The organism is Pantoea sp. EKM103V, from assembly GCF_011800365.1.
GTDB classification, from domain to species: Bacteria; Pseudomonadota; Gammaproteobacteria; order Enterobacterales; family Enterobacteriaceae; genus Pantoea; species Pantoea anthophila.
In genome coordinates this window covers 188,246-206,066 of the sequence record NZ_JAALFQ010000006.1, presented here as the reverse complement: position 1 = coordinate 206,066, position 17,821 = coordinate 188,246, and the positions used below count along the sequence as shown (strand labels likewise).

The following is a 17,821-nucleotide window of genomic DNA, read 5'->3' as shown; positions in this document are numbered from 1 at the left end:
ATCGCTGATGGACTACTTCCCCCTCTTCTGCCGCCTGCAGGGCCGGCGCTGTCTGCTGGTGGGTGCGGGTGATGTGGCGGAGCGCAAAGCCCGCATGCTGCTGGAAGCCGGTGCCGAACTCCGGGTGGGTGCCCCTGATTTTTCGCCCGCCTTCCGGGCGTGGGCACAGCAGCGTGCGGTTACGCTGCTGCCGGGACATTTCGATCCGCACTGGCTGAACGGCTGCTGGCTGGTGGTAGCCGCCACCAGCCACAACGCGGTCAATCAGCAGGTGGCGGAAGCGGCGGAAAGGCAGCAGATCTTCTGCAACCTGGTGGATGCACCGCAGCAGGCCAGCGCGATTGTGCCATCGATCATCGATCGTTCCCCGCTGATGGTGGCGGTGTCGTCCGGCGGACGGGCGCCGGTGCTGGCGCGCCTGCTGCGGGAGAAGCTGGAGGCGAGGCTGCCGCAACATCTCGGCCAGCTGGCGCAGCTGGCCGGTCACCTGCGCGCGCGGGTGAAAAAGCAGTATGGCACGCCAGATGCCCGCCGCCGCTTCTGGGAGCGCTTCTTTCACAGCGAGCGACTGGCGCAATCGCTGGCGAACGGCGACAGGCCGCGTGCAGAGCAGATCGCTGACGCGCTTTTTGACGCCGATCCGGCCCGCCAGGGGGAGGTGGCGCTGGTCGGTGCCGGACCGGGCGATGCCGGACTACTGACCCTGAAAGGCTTACAGCTTATTCAGCAGGCGGACGTCATCGTCTATGACCGCCTGGTCTCCGATGCGGTCCTGAATCTGGTGCGCCGCGATGCCGAGCGTATCTTCGTGGGTAAACGCGCCGGACATCACTGCGTGCCGCAGGCGTCGATTAATCAGCTGCTCTGCGAACAGGCGCAGCGCGGAAAGCGGGTGGTACGCCTGAAAGGGGGCGATCCCTTTATCTTTGGACGGGGCGGCGAAGAGCTGGAGGCGCTGGCGCAGCAGCAGATCCCCTTCAGCGTGGTGCCGGGGATCACCGCCGCATCAGGCTGCGCGGCCTACAGCGGCATTCCCCTGACCCACCGCGATCATGCGCAGAGCGTCAGGCTGGTTACCGGCCATCTGCAGAAAACGGGCACCCTCGCCTGGCAGACGCTGGCGGCGGAACAGCAGACGCTGGTCTTTTACATGGGGCTGACGCAGGCCGGAGAAATTCAGCAGCAGCTGATAAAACATGGGATGCGCAGCGATATGCCGGTGGCGCTGGTGGAGAACGGCACCACAGCGCATCAGCGGGTGGTGACCGGCACGCTGAGCGAGCTGGAGAGTCTGGCCGGACAGGTGAGCAGTCCGGGCCTGGTCATCATTGGCAGCGTGGTCAGTCTGCGCGAGACGCTGCGCTGGTTCTGAATCGACAAATAAAAACGGCGGACATCATGTCCGCCGTTTCATTGACTGCTCAGCCGTTACGGCATCGCAACGAAGCCCACCGCCTCATACACCTTCTTCAGGGTTTCCTGCGCCTGTGCGCGTGCTTTCGCCGCGCCATCACGCATCACCTGCTCCAGCAGTGCTTCGTCGTTGCGGAAGGTGTGATAACGCTCCTGCAGCTCAGAGAGCATGCCCGACACCGCATCCGCCACTGCACCTTTCAGATGGCCATACATCTTACCCTCAAACGCCTGCTCAAGCTCGGCGATACTCTGACCGGTCACGCCCGACAGAATATCCAGCAGGTTAGAGACGCCCGCCTTCTCTTTCACGTCGTAGCGCACCACTGGTGGCTCTTCAGAGTCGGTGACGGCGCGTTTAATCTTCTTCACCACCGCTTTCGGATCTTCCAGCAGGCCGATCACGTTGTTGCGGTTGTCGTCAGACTTGGACATCTTCTTCGTCGGTTCCAGCAGCGACATCACGCGCGCGCCAGACTTCGGAATGAACGGCTCCGGCACCTTGAAGATGTCGCCATACAGCGCATTGAAACGATGCGCGATATCACGGCTCAGCTCCAGATGCTGTTTCTGATCTTCACCGACCGGCACCTGATGGGTCTGATAGAGCAGAATGTCCGCCGCCATCAGCACCGGATAGTCGAACAGACCGGCATTGATGTTCTCTTCGTAGCGTGCGGATTTATCCTTGAACTGCGTCATGCGGCTCAGCTCACCGAAATAGGCGTAGCAGTTCAGGATCCAGCTCAGCTGCGTATGCTCCGGCACATGGGACTGAACAAAGATGGTGCTTTTTTGCGGGTCGATGCCGCAGGCCAGATAGAGCGCCAGCGTGTCCAGCGTCGCTTTACGCAGTGCGGCAGGGTCCTGACGCACGGTGATAGCATGCAGATCAACGATGCAGTAAATGCAGTGGTAATCATCCTGCATCTGCACCCACTGACGCAGCGCACCCATATAGTTGCCGATGGTCAGTTCGCCGGACGGCTGTGCGCCGCTGAAAACGATGGGTTTCATACTTAAGTCCTGATATTTACAGCCCCAGAGCGGGCAAAAGTTCGTCGAAAGAGTCGAGAGTTAAATCGGGCTGGCTGGTGGCAATCGGCTCGCCATAGTTATAGCCATAGGTCATGGCCACATTGGGCACGCCTGCCGCCTGCGCCGCCTGGATATCATTGCGGGAGTCGCCGACAAACAGCAACTGATCCTGCAGCACCCCAAAGGTGCCAAGCACCATAAAAATGGCGGCCGGATGCGGTTTTTTAACCGGCACATCATCGCCACCAATAATCAGCGAAAACGCATCGGCAATCCCCAGCGATTCCAGCAGCGGCGCCACAAACGGCGTCGGCTTGTTGGTGACAATCGCCATCGGCAGTCCGGTCGCTTTAAGGGCTGCCAGCGTCTGCTTCACGTGCGGAAACAGCGTACTGCCCGCCTCCACGGTATCAGCGTAGTGCCGGTCAAACAGCGCCCGCGCATCGCGCTGCTCTTCCGGCTGCGGTTCGCGGCCCAGCGCAAAGGTCAGCGCGCGCGCCATCATGATATCGGCACCGTTGCCAATCCACGTGGAGACCCGCGCCAGGCCCGCCTGCGGCAGACGCAGGTCGTTCAGCGTGCGGTCAATAGCCTCGGCAAGGCCGGGTGCGCTATCCACCAGGGTGCCATCCAGATCAAACGCCAGTGCGCGAATATCAGTGAAATGAGCCATTGGCCTTCTCCAGTTCGTTGCGCATGTCGTCGATGACTTTTTTATAGTCGGGATGACCGAAGATGGCGGAACCGGCAACAAACATGTCGGCACCGGCGGCGGCAATCTGGCCAATGTTGTCGATCTTCACACCGCCATCCACTTCCAGACGGATGTTGTAGCCGCTCTGATCGATACGCCGGCGCGCTTCACGCAGTTTATCCAGGGTGCCCGGGATAAACGACTGACCGCCAAAGCCCGGGTTTACAGACATCAGCAGAATGATATCCAGCTTATCCATGACGTAATCGAGGTAGCTCAGCGGGGTCGCCGGGTTAAAGACCAGACCGGCTTTGCAGCCATGCTCTTTAATCAGCTGCAGGGTGCGGTCAACGTGTTCGCTGGCTTCGGGATGAAAGGTGATATAGGTGGCACCCGCTTTGGCGAATTCCGGGATCAGCGCATCGACGGGTTTCACCATCAGATGCACATCGATAGGGGCGGTGATGCCATAGTCACGCAGGGCTTTCAGCACCATCGGACCCATGGTCAGGTTTGGCACGTAGTGGTTGTCCATCACGTCGAAGTGAACCACGTCACCTCCGGCCGCCAGCGCTTTGGCTGTATCTTCGCCCAGGCGGGCAAAGTCCGCCGACAGGATTGAAGGGGCCAGCAAATATTGTTTCATCCGATTCTCCCACTGTTGTGCGCCAGCACTCAGGCTGGCGTAATGCGTTGGTCGCGGACGAAACAGACTAGCGATAAAGTGCCAGCAGTTCGTCGACCTTGGTGCGACCGGTTATGCTCCGGCTGATAGAACGCCGGGCTTTGACCACATGTAACACTGCATCCTGATACCACAGACGCGTCAGTGCAGTGTCGTGGTTAGAAATCAGTACCGGAATCCGGTGTTCCGACGCGGCCAGCTGTGCCGCCAGCATCGCCAGATTCTCCTGCTCACGCAGGCTGAAGCTGTTGGTGTGATAAGCCGTAAAGTTGGCCGTTGCCGACAGCGGCGCATAAGGGGGGTCACAATAGACCACCGAGCCTTTGCCGGCACTGGTCAGGGTAACATCGTACGATTCACAGACAAACGTCGCTTTTTGCGCTCGCTCGGCAAACCATAACAGTTCAGCTTCCGGAAAATAGGGTTTGCGGTAGCGGCCAAACGGCACGTTGAACTCACCACGCAGGTTATAACGGCAGAGGCCGTTATAACAGTGGCGGTTCAGATAGAGGAACAGCAGCGCGCGCTGGTAGGCATCCGTGCTGAGGTTAAATTCGGTGCGACGCTGGTAGTAACAGGCTTCGGTGTTCCCTTCCGGCGTGAACAGCAGTTGCGCGTCACGAATGAAATCCGCGGTGCGCAGTTTGACGATGTTATAGAGATTAATCAGGTCGCTGTTGATGTCAGCGAGATGATAGCGATCAAAGTCGGTGTTCAGAAACACCGAACCCGCGCCAACAAATGGCTCGACCAGGCAGTCGCCTTGCGGCAGATGGCGATGGATCTCTTCGACTAAGGGAAATTTTCCCCCTGCCCATTTCAGGAAAGCGCGATTTTTTTTCATGCTGTCGTGGTAATTACATCTTATTGTGAGGCTGTGGCTGGACCGACAGCAGATCTGCGCTTAAAACGGGGCCAGAGACTGGCCCCCTGTCCGCTATTGACTGGCTTCTTTCTTCACCTGGCTGACCGGTTTTACCCACGGATTTTTCGCGCGTACGTCTGCAGGCAACGAGGCGACAGCGCGTTTGGCATCAGCCGGTGTGGCATAGGAGCCGCTCACCAGCACATACCACGCCTGACCATTACGGGTGGTTTTGTAGACGTGATAGCCGCTCAGATTCTGCTGCTTCGCCCAGGCATTCAGGCTTTCTGCTTTAGACGCGCCGCTCAGCTGCAGGGTGTAGCTGCCGCCTGGCAGTGATTTGCTGGCCGTGCTGCTGCCTGCTGCCGATGTAGCGGGCGCAGAACTGACGGGTGACCGTGCTGGCGTCGTGTGTGTTTTGCTGTCGCGGGTTGCCGGCTTCGCCGCCGCTTTGTGCGCGGTGTCGTGCGCCGGACGGGAGGCCGCGTTTGAGCGGGCTGGTGTCTGACGCGTCACCGGTGCGGTAACGGGATTCGCCGCCGTTCCGGCATTGCCGCTGACGGTGGCAGGCGCGGTCGGCAGTGAGCTGCCGCCCTGCGAGCCCATTGCCGCACTGTCGACCTGCTGCTGCTGATTACTCAGCGCACTGTTCAGATCGCCTGGCAAGGTGACGCGCTGCTGATTCGCTGGGGCGTCAACCGGTGCAGCCTGGGTCGGCGTAGAGGCAACAGGCGGCATTGAGACGTCACGCGCCTGGCCGGACGCCGCCTCACCGCTGGCCGCCGCATTATTGTCGGTGGTGGCCGGCGTGTTCTGAGCGCCAGACATGGAAGAGGAGCCGGTCAGGTCGATGTTCTTCTCACTGCCGGTGCTGCCACCCGCAGCAGGCGTAGTGCCCGCTGACGCGGTTTTTTTCTCATCAGGGCCGTTCAGCGCGGAACCAATCCCCAGAACCAGTAACAGCAGAACCAGAATCCCGACGCCCATCATGATGCGCTGGCGCGAAACCGGTATTCTGGCTGCGGTAGACGACTTACGAGGGCGCGAGGGACGGCGGTCGCTGGCGTCAGGTTTTAACTCATCTTCCGGTTTAAACTCATCCATTTTGCCTCCTCCGTAAAGCGGCATTCCGCACTGCGCACCCTGCGCGCCGCGTCACCACTCAACTGCTTATTCTCAGGGTTGCTGACAATCGTTAATTGCAGCCAGCACCATATCATGTGCCACGCCGCCACGCACTTCAGAGCGGCCGATCGACAACGGCAGAACCAGCCGCAGTTCGCCCGCCAGAACTTTTTTATCGCGCATCATGTGCGGCAGGTACATCTCTGCACGCATCGCCTGTGGGCCATGCACCGGTAAACCGGCACGCTGCAACAGGGCAATGAGGCGTTCCGTCTCGTGCGGCTGGAACTGCCCCAGCCGTTCCGCCGTGCGGGCCGCCATCACCATACCTGCGGCAATCGCTTCACCGTGCAGCCAGTTGCCGTAGCCCATATGCGCTTCAATCGCATGGCCAAAAGTGTGCCCCAGATTGAGCAGCGCCCGCTGACCGTTTTCACGCTCGTCAGCCGCCACCACCTCGGCTTTCAGCTCACAGCAGCGACGAATGCAGTAGGCCAGCGCCTGTTCATCCAGCGCCAGCAGCGCATCAATATTCTGCTCCAGCCACTGGAAAAAGGCGCCGTCGAGGATAACGCCATACTTGATCACTTCTGCCAGACCGGAGGCCAGCTCACGCGCCGGCAGGGTCTGCAGACAGGCGGTATCGATCACCACCGAGGCAGGCTGATAGAAGGCGCCGATCATGTTTTTGCCCAGCGGATGGTTCACCGCGGTTTTGCCACCCACCGACGAGTCCACCTGCGACAGTAAGGTGGTCGGAACCTGAATAAAGCGCACACCACGCTGATAGCTGGCCGCAGCAAAACCGGCCAGATCGCCAATGACGCCGCCGCCTAAGGCAACCAGCGTCGTATCACGACCGTGCGGCTTCTGCAGCAGTGCGGTAAAAACCTGATCCATCACCGCCAGCGTCTTATATTGTTCGCCATCGGGTAAGATCACCTGATCAACTTTTACGCCTGCCGCCGTCAGCTGCGCCGTTATCCTGTCAAGATAGAGCGGTGCCAGCGTCTGGTTGGTCACCACCATGGCGTTTTCGCCCGCGGTCAGCGGCCAAAAAGAAGCCGGATCGTTAAACAGTCCGGCGGCGATAGTGATGGGGTAACTGCGTTCCCCCAGTGAGACGGTGATCTTCTCCATGATGCTCAATACCTGTCAGAGAGCCTTCGAACGTTGGATCAACTTTTTTCCAACATGTGGATAATCTGATTCGCCACGACTTTCGCACTTTGGTCGTCTGTACGAATGGTCACATCGGCGATCTCTTCGTAGAGCGGGTTACGTTCGCCAGCCAGCGCTTCAAGCACCTCACGCGGCGGGGAGTCCACCTGCAGCAACGGACGTTTTTTATCGCGCTGAGTGCGCGCCAGTTGCTTCTCGATCGTGGTTTCAAGATAAACCACAACACCACGGGCGGAGAGACGGTTACGCGTTTCCCGGGATTTGACGGAACCACCCCCTGTCGCCAGGACGATGCCTTGCTTCTCGGTCAGTTCGTTAATGATTTTTTCTTCGCGATCGCGAAAGCCAGCTTCGCCTTCGACATCAAAAACCCAGCCCACATCCGCTCCGGTGCGTCGCTCAATTTCCTGATCGGAATCGAAGAACTCCATGTTGAGTTGCTGAGCCAACTGACGGCCAATAGTGCTTTTGCCGGCACCCATCGGCCCAACCAGAAAGATATTGCGTTTCTCTGCCATTTTGTCGGTATTACTAAGAATTCGTTAATGATACCCCGCGTTCAGCTTTTGCTGGCGGGACAGGAACTGAGACCTCATGAGCGTTAGCAAGAGTCAGATGAAAAATTATCTCAACACTCAAGGCTGTTTGGCAACCGATTATATTGCCTTCAGCACATCCATTTCTGAATTGGCCTGTGTTCGCGAAACTGTAACGCGCCAGCGCTGCGTCTTTTACCACGCTGCTTACAGAGGAGTTGTCTGATCTGTTAACCGGGATTTATCCGGTTCAGACGGTTACACCGTATTGAAAATCGCTAAACCTTGTAAGCTAATTCCTCTTCTGCGTCAACGCAGATGACCCCGAGGGCCTCATTTTCCGTTTTATCCCGTCGTAAGCGCTGCTTCCCTGACCAATCGCGGCGTAATAAAGATAACCAGCTCTCTTTTTTTGCGCTGCGCCGATTGCTGGCGAAACAGTCCGCCAATCAGCGGCACCTTTCCCAGCAGCGGCACCCTGTTCTCTCCCCGGTTTCGCTGCTGCTGAAAGATGCCGCCTAAGGCCAGCGTTTGTCCGTCGCTGACCGTGACCTGGGTCTCTATTTCCTGTTTATCGATGGATAAGATGTCGCTGTCACCGGTCCGGATGCTGCGCCCCGGCATATTCTGACTGATATGGATCTTCAGCCGGATGCGGCCGTTTCCGGCGATAGTGGGCGTCACCTCCATGCCCAGCACCGCTTCTTTAAACTCAATCGAGGTAGCGCCGCTGTTGCCTGCCGACACTTCATAGGGAATTTCAGTGCCCTGCTTAATCGAGGCGGTCTGCTGGTGCGAGGTGAAGAGGCGCGGACTGGCGATGATCTCAATCTGGTTCTCCTGCTCCAGGGCGCTCAGCTCCAGATCCAGCAGGGCGCCGCCGATACGCGCCAGCGCCATCCCCGCGCTGATACCGGGTGAACTTACTGCCAGCGGAACAGCGAGCCGGGGATGATGCAGGCTCTCTGTCACCGCAGCGTCTCCCGCCAGCATGCCCCACTGCACCCCCAGCTCCTGCAGGTGCTCCTCACTGATGGTGACGATATGGGCAGAGAGTTCAATCTGCTCCAGTGGCCGATCCAGCCCCTGAATCCAGCGTACTGTCTCTTTCAGTGCCGCGGCGGTATCGCGCAGAAGCAGCGCGTTGGTGCGTTTATCCACCGTCACGCTGCCACGCGGCGTCATCAGTGACTGACGTTCACTCAGCAGGCTGGCATGAACGTCGCTGGCGCTGGCATAACGGAGTGTGACCGTGCGCTGTTGCAAAGGTGTCTGCTGTAACTGCGCCTGTCGCTCCGCCTCCCGGGCCGCGTCCTGTGCCTGCTGCCAGCGCAGCGGATAGACCAGCAGAACATTATCCTGCTCAATAACCGTCAGTTTTGCCATCCGCGCAACCAGCGCCAGTGACTGACGCCACGGCAGGTTATCCAGCCGCAGCGATAGCGTCCCCTCAACCTCAGGCGCGATCAGCAGATTGACCTGCTGATAGTCAGCCAGCGCCTGCAGAATCTGTTCCACCGGTGCGTGGTCAAAAGCGAGGCTGAGCGGCGCCTCGTCAGCGGCGTAAACCGGCTGCAGGCTGCTGATGAGGAGCAGGGTCGCTATCCTTAACATGCGCATATCCTTTTAAATAAAATGTGGTTCGCTGAGCGTGACAGCTCACTGGCACGGCAAGCGTGAGGCTGCGGGAGGTGATCGCCACCAGTTGCCAGGGCGTCAGCGGAAAAGGCTTGTCGCTGCCCACCGTGACGCGTTCTCCCTGCGGGGTAAGCAGCCAGGCCTGATAGCGGGTTTCCCGCCCGGCAATCCCCTGCAGACGCCAGCCGGTGAGCGGGGCCACCGCCTCCTGACACAGGGAACCGGCAACAGGCCGGAAGGGATCGCGTGCCAGCACATCCCCCCAGCACAACAGCAGAATCAGCAGGCTATGGCGCATCGGCTGGCTCCAGCCAGAGTTGCGCCTCCAGGTCGTGCGGCTGCGCCAGCAGCAGGAAATGCACAGGCAATGGCGCAGAAGCCTGGGCAAATTCAGCAAAGAGAGTGCGGAACGCCTGCCAGGGCAGATGCAGCGTCAGCAGGCGGGCGGGGCCATCCGGCTGCCACGCCTCCAGCTGGTGAGAGCGGCCCGCCAGAATATCGTCGATAGCCCCCTCCGATGCGGCTGCGCGAGTCAGAGCGAGCTGCATCGTCTCCCGCTGCGCCTGCAGCTGCGCGATAGCGGGATGCTGACGCCACTGCTGCTGGCCCTGCTGCAGAGTTCGGGTTAACTGTGACAGCGCCGCCCGTTCAGCGGCCAGTGCCTGCTGCTGAGGCCGTAAGCCCGACAGCCAGATAAGCAAAAGCAGACCCAACGCGAGAAGGAGCAGCAGGCCGTAGCGCGGAACAGCCGCCATCTGACACCAGCGATCAATCATCGCGTCCCCCGGCTATCTGCGCCCGTAGCGAAAAATGGTAGCGGCCATCCGCCTGACGCCGGACCCCACCCTGCTGCACCTGCCCCAACAGGGCGGCGGTAGCGAGCTGCTGGCGAAACTGCCTGATTGCTGCCATATCCTGCGCCTGCCCCTCCAGGATCAGGCGGTTATCGCGCTTCTCCAGCCGGGTCAGCCAGGCGGTGTCGGGCAGCATGCCGGGCAGATCGCGCCAGAACTGTTGCCACCCGGCCAGCTGCGCAGCCTTGTCACGCTGCTTCGCCTGCTGTTTTTGCAGAAGCGCGAGCTGTTCCAGCAGCTGCTTCTGCTGCGCTAAACGCGCAGCCAGTGTCTCCAGCGCCTGCTGCTGCATTCTGCTCTCCTGCGCTATCCGCTGGCGCGCCTCATGGACCCGGTACGCCTGCTGCATCACCAGCAGCAGCAGACCGCCCGCCACCAGAGCCAGCACCAGCAGGTTCTGCCGTCGCTGCCGTTGCCGCCGTTGCTGCCGCCACGGCAGCAGATTTACCGCCACGCCGGGTCATCTCCGCTGGTCAGTGCCAGCCCGGTCGCCAGTGCAAAGGCTCCCGGATTCGCGGGCAACGGGGGCTGCTGATAACGAAGCAGATCAAAAGGGGAAAACGCGACAGCGTCAGCGGGCAGCGCGGCTGGCGTGGCGGCACACCAGGCGATGGCCGTTGCCCGGGGAAAGGCCTGCTGTTTCAGTGCGTCCAGCGTGGTGGCGTCGTCACACTCTGCTGCGGTCTGCGCATCGCTCCAGAGCCAGCGCCCCTCCTGCTGCAGCACCAGCACCGTGCCGCCCGGCAGTCGCGCCTGCCGGGCCAGCCGCTTCAGCGCATCGGTGGTCAGTTCCAGCACCTGCGGCCTGAATCCCGCCTGTAACAGGGGCATCATCCACTGGTCAACACTCTCCCGCCGGGCCGCCGTGACGCAGAGCTGACGGTTTCCGGCCTCCTCGTAATAGTCCAGCGCCAGCGTGTCAGGCTCCAGCGGAAAGAGACGACGCGCGGCCACCTGCACGTAGTGGCCCAGCGCTGGCTCCCTGAGTGACTGTGCGGGCAGGGGAAGCGGCCGCTGCAGCACCAGCCGGGCGGGGAACCCGACCCTCAGCGAGTAACGGCGCGGCAACTGCTGACGCCAGGCTGTCAGGACCGCCTGTAATTCAGGCGAAGATTGCAGCACGCCGTTTCTTAACGTATCTTGCGGCAGCCGTTGCAGCCACCAGTGGCGTAGCTGCCAGCCATCACGACGACGCTGGAGGGCCAGGCCACACATCTGCCTGTTCTGAATATCCAGCCCGATTTGCCAGGTATGAAAAGCCATGCGCGCGATCTCCTTATCGTCCGGGAAAATGGACATATCAAAGCGTCTGGCTTGCCTTTATACTACCGCGCGGTTGTTTATAAACTGCTCAAACGACAATAGATGGGAAACTCCAGGTGAAGTTCGTAAAGTATTTATTGATCCTTACAGTGTGTTGCATCCTGTTGGGAGCTGGCTCGATTTATGGCTTGTACAAGTACATCGAGCCACAGCTGCCTGACGTCAACACGCTGAAAGATGTGCGTCTGCAAACCCCTATGCAGGTTTACAGCGCCGATGGCGATCTGATCGCCCAGTATGGCGAAATGCGCCGTATTCCTTTGACCCTGCAGCAAGTGCCACCTGTGATGGTGAAAGCGTTTATTGCAACCGAAGACAGCCGTTTTTATGAGCACCACGGTGTGGACCCGGTGGGGATTTTCCGTGCGGCCAGCATTGCGCTGGTTTCCGGTCACGCCTCCCAGGGGGCAAGTACCATCACTCAGCAGCTGGCCCGTAACTTCTTCCTGAGTCCGGAACGCACCCTGATGCGTAAAATAAAGGAAGCGTTTCTGGCAATCCGCATTGAGCAGTTACTCAATAAGGATGAAATTCTTGAGCTCTACCTGAATAAGATCTACCTCGGCTACCGGGCTTATGGCATCGGTGCGGCTTCGCAGGTCTATTTTGGTAAGCCGGTTGACCAGCTGTCGCTGAGTGAAATGGCGATGATTGCCGGTCTGCCGAAAGCGCCGTCCACCTTTAACCCGCTCTACTCGCCGAGCCGCGCCCTGTCGCGTCGCAACGTGGTGCTGGCGCGTATGCTGGATCAGCACTACATCACGCAGCAGCAGTATGATGAGGCACGCAATACGCCGCTGGTGGCGAAGTATCATGGCCCGGAAATCGCCTTCTCTGCCCCTTATCTCAGCGAGATGGTGCGCCAGGAGATGGTGAAGCGCTACGGCGACAACGCCTACACCGACGGCTATAAGGTTTACACCACCGTGACCCGTCGCCTGCAGGAAGCGGCTCAGACTTCGGTGCGTAACAACGTCATCGCCTACGATATGCGTCATGGCTATCGCGGCCCGACCAGCGTGCTGTGGCGGGTGGGCGAGCCCGCCTGGGATCAGACTAAGATCGAGAAAGCGCTGAGTGCGTTGCCGGTCTATGGCCCGCTCTATCCGGCGGTGGTCACGGAAGCACGCAGTGATGAAGCAACCGTGATGATGAAAGATGGCAGCAATGTGTCGCTGGCCTTAGCGGGTGTGCGCTGGGCGCGTCCTTATAAGTCTGACACCGTGCAGGGCCCGACGCCGAAAAGCGTGACGCAGGTGCTGCAGCCAGGCCAGCAGATCTGGGTGCGCAAAGTGGGTGATGCGTGGTGGCTGGGCCAGGTACCGGATGTGAACTCGGCGCTGGTCTCACTCGATCCGAATGATGGTGCGGTGCGGGCGCTGGTAGGCGGCTTCGCCTTTAACCAGAGCATGTTTAACCGTGCAACCCAGGCACTGCGCCAGGTCGGCTCTAACATCAAGCCGTTCCTCTACACCGCCGCGATGGATCGCGGACTGACGCTGGCGTCGATCCTGAACGATGTGCCGATTTCACGCTGGGATGCCGGTGCGGGTGCCGACTGGCGTCCGAAAAACTCCCCGCCAACCTACGATGGACCGATTCGCCTGCGTCAGGGACTTGGCCAGTCGAAAAACGTGGTGATGGTGCGTGCGATGCGCGCCATGGGCGTGGATTATGCCGCAGAGTATCTGCAGCGCTTTGGATTCCCGGCGCAGAACATTATTCATACCGAGTCGCTTGCCCTGGGGGCGGCCTCGTTCACCCCGTTACAGGTGGTGCGCGGCTACTCCGTGATGGCGAATGGCGGCTTCCTGATTGACCCGTACTTCATCACCCGGATTGAGAATGAACAGGGCGGCATTGTCTTTGAAGAGAAACCGAAGATCGCCTGTCCGCAGTGCAATCTGCCGGTGATCTACGGCGAAACGAAGAAAGCGCTGGCGCTGAACGAAGAGAGCGTTGAGAACGTGGCCGCGTCAGACAGCAATCAGAACCAGGCGGTGCCACAGCCTGCACTGGAGCAGGTTCCGGCGCAGGCACAGCAGGGCGAACAGCAATATGCCCCGCATGTCATCAACACCCCGCTCAGCTTCCTCATCAGGAGCGCACTGAACAGCAACATCTTCGGTGAACCGGGCTGGATGGGAACCGGCTGGCGTGCCGGGCGTGACCTCAAGCGTAATGACATTGGCGGGAAAACCGGTACCACGAACAGCTCGAAAGATGCCTGGTTCTCGGGTTATGGCCCTGGCGTCGTGACCTCCGTCTGGATCGGTTTTGATGATGCGCGCCGCAATTTAGGCCGCAGCACCCTTTCCGGTGCGATTCCCGATCAGATTTCAGGCTATGAGGGCGGCGCTAAGAGTGCGCAACCGGCATGGGATGAATATATGAAGAGTGCGCTGGAGGGGGTACCGGTGCAGCCGTTAACGCCGCCGGATGGCGTGGTCACGGTCACGATTGACCGCAGCACCGGCAAGCTGGCAAATGGCGGAGGCAATACGCGTCAGGAGTACTTCATCAACGGCACCCAGCCGACCGAGTATTCCGTTCATGATGTGGGCACCACCATTATGGACAACGGCGAGAGTCACGAGCTGTTCTGATGTGACCCACACACCTACCCTGTTAAAAGGCCGACATCAGTCGGCCTTTTTTATTCAGTAGCGCAGACGCCCCTGCTTCACCAGCCATTCGCGCGCCATAAAGAGCGCACTGACGTTGCGTGCCTCGCGAAAATCGGGCTCCTCCAGCAGCGACAGCATATCGCTCAGCGGCCAGCGGTGAACAATCAGTGGCTCCGGCTCGTCACCTTCCAGCTTATCGGGATAGAGACCTTCTGCCACCACGATATTCATTTTGCTGGAAAAGTAGGAGGGGGCCATCGTGAGCTTGCCCAGCGGCGTGAGGTGCTCAGCCCCAAAACCGACCTCTTCTTTCAGTTCACGCACCGCCGCCTCATTCACGGTTTCGCCTGCATCGATCAGCCCTTTGGGAAACCCGAGTTCATAGGTTTCCAGTCCGACGGCATACTCCTGAATCAGGATCAGATGGTCATCAATAATGGGCACAATCATGACCGCTTCACGTTCTGACGGCTTCATGCGCTCATAGACGCGACGCGCCCCATTACTGAAGGCGAGATCGACCGATTCAACGGTAAACAGCCGTGAACGCGCCACGGCGGTGATATTGAGGATGTCAGGTTTTTTTGGAATTTTCATATCAGCCTCAAAAGTTTCTGCGCCGGCTATCAGGAACGAATTAGCATACCTAACCCCAGGCAATTGTGCGACAGTCTCACCATAACGATATCGTTACATAGATTCCGGCAATTGAATAACGGCCTTTGGTTATCAGTTAAGACTAAATTTGCATTAGTCAATATGCTGCGATAAGTTTCAGATAATACCGATATTTAATCCAGTCTGAGCCGGTTACCATTCGGACAAGGCAGGGTTTAATAAATGCTAATCAGATATTCCCTGGCACTATTTAATCGGGTGTCTGACTCCTCAGGATTATATAATCTTCCGGAATGCCTCTTCAGAAGTGAGCATCCCCCGGAGCGTACGTTTAAAGTGAAGGCAGCATTTTGGCTGAATTGAGCAGAGCATGAGCACAATCTTTATGATCCTGGCCATAGTGCTGACCTGTTCAATCCTGGCAGGTATTGGGTTCTGGTACGCTATGCGGCATCGTCCGCCGTTGGCGAAACCGCTGCCATTTATCAGTCCGCCCTGCCGTAAGCTTTCCCCTCAGGAGCGCGAGGCGGTAGACAAATATGTCACCGCACTGGCAAAACAGCCCCGCACCGCCGTGACGACCGACAAGCGCAGCGCGTCTGAACGCCTGACGCTGACCGCGCAGAGCAACAACGTCTATCCGGTGACCCGCGCCATTACCCGCTACGGCCTCTCAACGGACGATCCCCATAAATGGCGTTACTATCTGGATGAAGTCGAAGTTCATCTTCCGCCGCTGTGGGAGCAGTACATCACCGACGAAAACTACGTCGAGTTGATCCGCACCCAATCCATTCCGCTGGTGATTTCGCTCAACGGCCATTCGCTGGTGGATTACGCGGTGGATCAGCAGTCCCTGCCGACGCTGATGCGTCCGGTGTCGACCAACGCCTCGATCCGCAAAGCAGAAACGGAAAACGTTGAACTGCTGCAGGTGCGTAAAGAGACCCCGGAAGAGTATCGCCTGTCGCGGCCAGACGGCACGCGTGAAGGGGTCATCATCTCGCTTGCCTTCTTACTGTTCTTCTTCAGCCTGCTGGTGCCCACGACTCTGATGATCTGGCTGGTGCTGGCCGGTGCGGGAATGATCGCAGCCAGCCTGTGGCTGCTCTATCGCATTCCGGGTGAGCGCGGCCTGCGTGACATCCACTGCCTGCGCGGCGCGCCGAAGCGCTGGGGCCTGTTCAGCGAATCGAACCAGGAGCAGAGCAACATCACGCTGGGAATTATCGATCTCGCCTATCCGGCGCACTGGCAGCCCTATGTTGCGCACGACCTCGGTCAGGTGACCGACGTGGAGATCTACCTTAATCGTCAGGTGGTGCGTCAGGGCCGCTTTTTATCCCTGCAGGATGAGGTCAAAAATTTCCCGATTCAGCGCTGGCGGAAAAATGTGGTGCTGGCCTGCGGCTCGCTGCTGGTGCTGACCCTGCTGGTCACCTGGATCCCGCTCGGGATGCCGATCAAGCTCAGTCTCGCCTGGGCCAGAGGCACCGACAGCCTGGAGGTCAACAGCGTCGATAAACTCAGCAGCGTGGCCCTGAATATTGGCGACAGCCTGAAGGTGAGCGGTACCGGCATGTGTTCAGTGCCGGACAACTACCAGAGTAACCGGAGTTACGCCTTTATGCCGTTCGACTGCTCGGCCATCTACTGGAATAACGCGAAGCCGTTGCCGCAGCCGCAATCTGACATCATTGATAAAGCCGCCGCCCTGCTGGATACCACGACCCGGCAGCTGCACCCGGAAACCAATACCGATCCCAAACTGAACCCGCAGCTGGCGTCAGCGATCCAGAAGTCCGGCATGATTCTGCTGGATGACTTCTCCGATCTGGTCATGAAGACCCAGGATCTCTGTAATCAGCCGCAGGATTGCGTGCGCCTGAAAAACGCGCTGGTAAACCTGGGCAACGCCAAAGACTGGGAGGCGCTGATGCGCCGCGCCGACTCCGGCCAGCTAAACGGCATGAACGTGCTGCTGCGACCGGTCAGTGCGGAAGCACTGGAGAACCTGGTGAATACCGCCACCTCGACCTTCTTTTTCCGCGAAACCCGCCGTGCGGCTGAAAATCTCAACAGCCCGCCGCCGGGAGGATTCCTGATCGTCAGTGACGAGGGTCGCCAGCTGGTCAGTCAGCCTCAGCCTGCCGTGTCACTGTTCGATCTCGATCCGCCCGCTCAGTGGCATGAGCTGCAGCGCATCTCCGCCATGCTGCTGCATACGCCTTTCAGCGCCAGCGGCATCATCACCAGCATCACCACCGATGCCAACGGCACGCGTCACATCGCGCTGCACAATGAACCGGATGCCATGGCGCAGTGGCGCTATCTCGGCACCGTACTGCTGCTGATGGTGCTGCTGGCCTGCGGCGTGATCAACGGACTGCTGGCTCTGCGCCGCATGCACCGTAATCGCCAGCGCATGATCGATATCCAGCTCTACTACGACAAGTGTTTCAACCATAATCTCAGCACTTTGCAGAGCGTGCGCTCGATATTCTGAGCCCTGCCCTTCTGTGCTACCCTGTCGCCCGGTTTTTTTACAGGGTGAGAGCCACGATGCTCAACTGGTCTGAAATTGACACCGTGCTGCTCGACATGGATGGCACGCTGCTGGATCTGGCGTTTGATCGTCATTTCTGGCTGGAGCATGTGCCCGCGGTGCTCAGCCAGCAGCGCGGCATCACCCTGGCTGACGCTGACCGGATCATCACGGAAAAGTATCAGGCCGTCGCCCATACGCTAAACTGGTATTGTCTGGATTACTGGGCAGAGGCGCTGGCGCTGGACATCCGTGCCATGACCTGGGCGATGCGCAGCCGGGTCGCACTGCGTGACGACACCCTGCCCTTTTTGCAGGCGCTGCGTCGCGCCGGCAAGCGCACCATCCTGCTGACCAACGCGCATCCCTATAATCTCGACGTCAAACTGGCGCAGACAGGTTTAGCGCCACACCTTGATTTATTACTTTCCACCCATACCTTTGGGTATCCGAAAGAAGACCCGCGTCTGTGGCAGGCGGTACAACAGCACACCGGCTTTTCTGCGCCGCGCACGCTGTTTATCGACGACAGCGAAGTGATTCTGGATGCTGCGGCGTCATGGGGCATCGGCTGGTGCTTAGGCGTAAAAAATCCCGATTCGGGTCGTCCTGAGCAAATCTTTCAGCGTCACCGCGCCACCGGCGACTACCGGACGCTGATCTGAGTCAGGAGCAGCA

Annotated in this window: 17 protein-coding genes; 4 read left to right on the top strand and 13 right to left on the bottom strand. The window is 59.4% G+C overall.

The features are described 5' to 3' along the window. Nucleotides 1–7: 7 nt before the first annotated feature. A complete protein-coding gene (gene cysG / locus HFD97_RS14350; protein ID WP_167432084.1) occupies nt 8–1,372 on the top strand; it encodes a siroheme synthase CysG in 1,365 nt (454 codons plus the stop codon). A gap of 56 nt (nt 1,373–1,428) precedes the next feature. On the opposite strand, the gene trpS is transcribed toward cysG, so the two are convergent. From trpS to pilM, 12 genes are all read right to left on the bottom strand, one after another. Next, on the bottom strand, nt 1,429–2,430 hold the full coding sequence (trpS, locus tag HFD97_RS14345; RefSeq protein ID WP_009087666.1) for a tryptophan--tRNA ligase: 1,002 nt from the start codon (nt 2,428–2,430) through the stop codon (nt 1,429–1,431). Between the two features lie 16 nt (nt 2,431–2,446). After that, complete coding sequence (locus HFD97_RS14340; protein WP_009087668.1) at nt 2,447–3,124, bottom strand: phosphoglycolate phosphatase; 678 nt, start codon at nt 3,122–3,124, stop codon at nt 2,447–2,449. After that, on the bottom strand, nt 3,108–3,791 hold the full coding sequence (gene rpe, locus HFD97_RS14335) for a ribulose-phosphate 3-epimerase (RefSeq protein WP_009087670.1): 684 nt from the start codon (nt 3,789–3,791) through the stop codon (nt 3,108–3,110). Before rpe ends, HFD97_RS14340 begins: the two co-directional genes overlap by 17 nt. Before the next feature lie 67 nt (nt 3,792–3,858). Then, entirely contained in the window at nt 3,859–4,674 is an 816-nt protein-coding gene (dam, locus tag HFD97_RS14330; RefSeq protein ID WP_046100717.1) for an adenine-specific DNA-methyltransferase, read from the bottom strand. 93 nt (nt 4,675–4,767) lie between these two features. After that, a complete protein-coding gene (locus HFD97_RS14325; RefSeq protein WP_009087676.1) occupies nt 4,768–5,799 on the bottom strand; it encodes an SPOR domain-containing protein in 1,032 nt (343 codons plus the stop codon). Nucleotides 5,800–5,871: 72 nt separating this feature from the next. Then, nucleotides 5,872–6,960 (bottom strand): 3-dehydroquinate synthase, encoded by a 1,089-nt coding sequence (aroB, locus tag HFD97_RS14320; RefSeq protein ID WP_009087678.1) that lies wholly within the window; start codon nt 6,958–6,960, stop codon nt 5,872–5,874. A gap of 38 nt (nt 6,961–6,998) precedes the next feature. Next, a complete protein-coding gene (aroK, locus tag HFD97_RS14315; RefSeq protein WP_003852989.1) occupies nt 6,999–7,520 on the bottom strand; it encodes a shikimate kinase AroK in 522 nt (173 codons plus the stop codon). Nucleotides 7,521–7,883: 363 nt separating this feature from the next. Then, nucleotides 7,884–9,152 carry a DNA uptake porin HofQ gene (gene hofQ / locus HFD97_RS14310; RefSeq protein WP_167432085.1) on the bottom strand — a complete coding sequence of 423 codons (1,269 nt, stop codon included), beginning with the start codon at nt 9,150–9,152 and terminating at the stop codon, nt 7,884–7,886. Further along, nucleotides 9,094–9,474 carry a HofP DNA utilization family protein gene (locus HFD97_RS14305; protein WP_167432086.1) on the bottom strand — a complete coding sequence of 127 codons (381 nt, stop codon included), beginning with the start codon at nt 9,472–9,474 and terminating at the stop codon, nt 9,094–9,096. Before HFD97_RS14305 ends, hofQ begins: the two co-directional genes overlap by 59 nt. Then, entirely contained in the window at nt 9,464–9,952 is a 489-nt protein-coding gene (locus HFD97_RS14300) for a hypothetical protein (RefSeq protein WP_167432087.1), read from the bottom strand. The genes HFD97_RS14305 and HFD97_RS14300 overlap by 11 nt, the downstream gene beginning before the upstream one ends. Next, nucleotides 9,945–10,484: a PilN domain-containing protein gene (locus HFD97_RS14295; protein WP_167432088.1), complete on the bottom strand. Its 540-nt coding sequence runs from the start codon at nt 10,482–10,484 to the stop codon at nt 9,945–9,947. Before HFD97_RS14295 ends, HFD97_RS14300 begins: the two co-directional genes overlap by 8 nt. Then, nucleotides 10,475–11,293 carry a type IV pilus biogenesis protein PilM gene (gene pilM, locus HFD97_RS14290; RefSeq protein WP_167432089.1) on the bottom strand — a complete coding sequence of 273 codons (819 nt, stop codon included), beginning with the start codon at nt 11,291–11,293 and terminating at the stop codon, nt 10,475–10,477. The genes HFD97_RS14295 and pilM overlap by 10 nt, the downstream gene beginning before the upstream one ends. A 116-nt stretch (nt 11,294–11,409) precedes the next feature. Here pilM and mrcA point away from each other — a divergent pair, with 116 nt between their 5' ends. Further along, nucleotides 11,410–13,959 carry a peptidoglycan glycosyltransferase/peptidoglycan DD-transpeptidase MrcA gene (gene mrcA / locus HFD97_RS14285; RefSeq protein ID WP_009087693.1) on the top strand — a complete coding sequence of 850 codons (2,550 nt, stop codon included), beginning with the start codon at nt 11,410–11,412 and terminating at the stop codon, nt 13,957–13,959. A 54-nt stretch (nt 13,960–14,013) separates the two neighbouring features. Here the strand turns inward: mrcA and nudE are convergent, their stop codons facing one another. Continuing rightward, a complete protein-coding gene (gene nudE / locus HFD97_RS14280) occupies nt 14,014–14,577 on the bottom strand; it encodes an ADP compounds hydrolase NudE (protein ID WP_046100723.1) in 564 nt (187 codons plus the stop codon). A 391-nt stretch (nt 14,578–14,968) separates the two neighbouring features. Here nudE and HFD97_RS14275 point away from each other — a divergent pair, with 391 nt between their 5' ends. Both HFD97_RS14275 and yrfG read left to right on the top strand, forming a co-directional pair. Next, complete coding sequence (locus HFD97_RS14275) at nt 14,969–17,104, top strand: intracellular growth attenuator family protein (protein WP_111207883.1); 2,136 nt, start codon at nt 14,969–14,971, stop codon at nt 17,102–17,104. A gap of 56 nt (nt 17,105–17,160) precedes the next feature. Then, nucleotides 17,161–17,808, top strand: a complete 648-nt coding sequence (gene yrfG / locus HFD97_RS14270; RefSeq protein WP_009087698.1) for a GMP/IMP nucleotidase — start codon at nt 17,161–17,163, stop codon at nt 17,806–17,808. Nucleotides 17,809–17,821 lie beyond the last annotated feature (13 nt).

Bases quoted from the DNA above. Each gene is read 5' to 3' on its own strand.
- cysG (WP_167432084.1), top strand. From the start codon at position 8: ATGGACTACTTCCCCCTCTTCTGCCGCCTGCAGGGCCGGCGCTGTCTG.
- trpS (WP_009087666.1), bottom strand. From the start codon at position 2,430: ATGAAACCCATCGTTTTCAGCGGCGCACAGCCGTCCGGCGAACTGACC.
- HFD97_RS14340 (WP_009087668.1), bottom strand. From the start codon at position 3,124: ATGGCTCATTTCACTGATATTCGCGCACTGGCGTTTGATCTGGATGGC.
- rpe (WP_009087670.1), bottom strand. From the start codon at position 3,791: ATGAAACAATATTTGCTGGCCCCTTCAATCCTGTCGGCGGACTTTGCC.
- dam (WP_046100717.1), bottom strand. From the start codon at position 4,674: ATGAAAAAAAATCGCGCTTTCCTGAAATGGGCAGGGGGAAAATTTCCC.
- HFD97_RS14325 (WP_009087676.1), bottom strand. From the start codon at position 5,799: ATGGATGAGTTTAAACCGGAAGATGAGTTAAAACCTGACGCCAGCGAC.
- aroB (WP_009087678.1), bottom strand. From the start codon at position 6,960: ATGGAGAAGATCACCGTCTCACTGGGGGAACGCAGTTACCCCATCACT.
- aroK (WP_003852989.1), bottom strand. From the start codon at position 7,520: ATGGCAGAGAAACGCAATATCTTTCTGGTTGGGCCGATGGGTGCCGGC.
- hofQ (WP_167432085.1), bottom strand. From the start codon at position 9,152: ATGTTAAGGATAGCGACCCTGCTCCTCATCAGCAGCCTGCAGCCGGTT.
- HFD97_RS14305 (WP_167432086.1), bottom strand. From the start codon at position 9,474: ATGCGCCATAGCCTGCTGATTCTGCTGTTGTGCTGGGGGGATGTGCTG.
- HFD97_RS14300 (WP_167432087.1), bottom strand. From the start codon at position 9,952: ATGATTGATCGCTGGTGTCAGATGGCGGCTGTTCCGCGCTACGGCCTG.
- pilM (WP_167432089.1), bottom strand. From the start codon at position 11,293: ATGGCTTTTCATACCTGGCAAATCGGGCTGGATATTCAGAACAGGCAG.
- nudE (WP_046100723.1), bottom strand. From the start codon at position 14,577: ATGAAAATTCCAAAAAAACCTGACATCCTCAATATCACCGCCGTGGCG.
- HFD97_RS14275 (WP_111207883.1), top strand. From the start codon at position 14,969: ATGAGCACAATCTTTATGATCCTGGCCATAGTGCTGACCTGTTCAATC.
- yrfG (WP_009087698.1), top strand. From the start codon at position 17,161: ATGCTCAACTGGTCTGAAATTGACACCGTGCTGCTCGACATGGATGGC.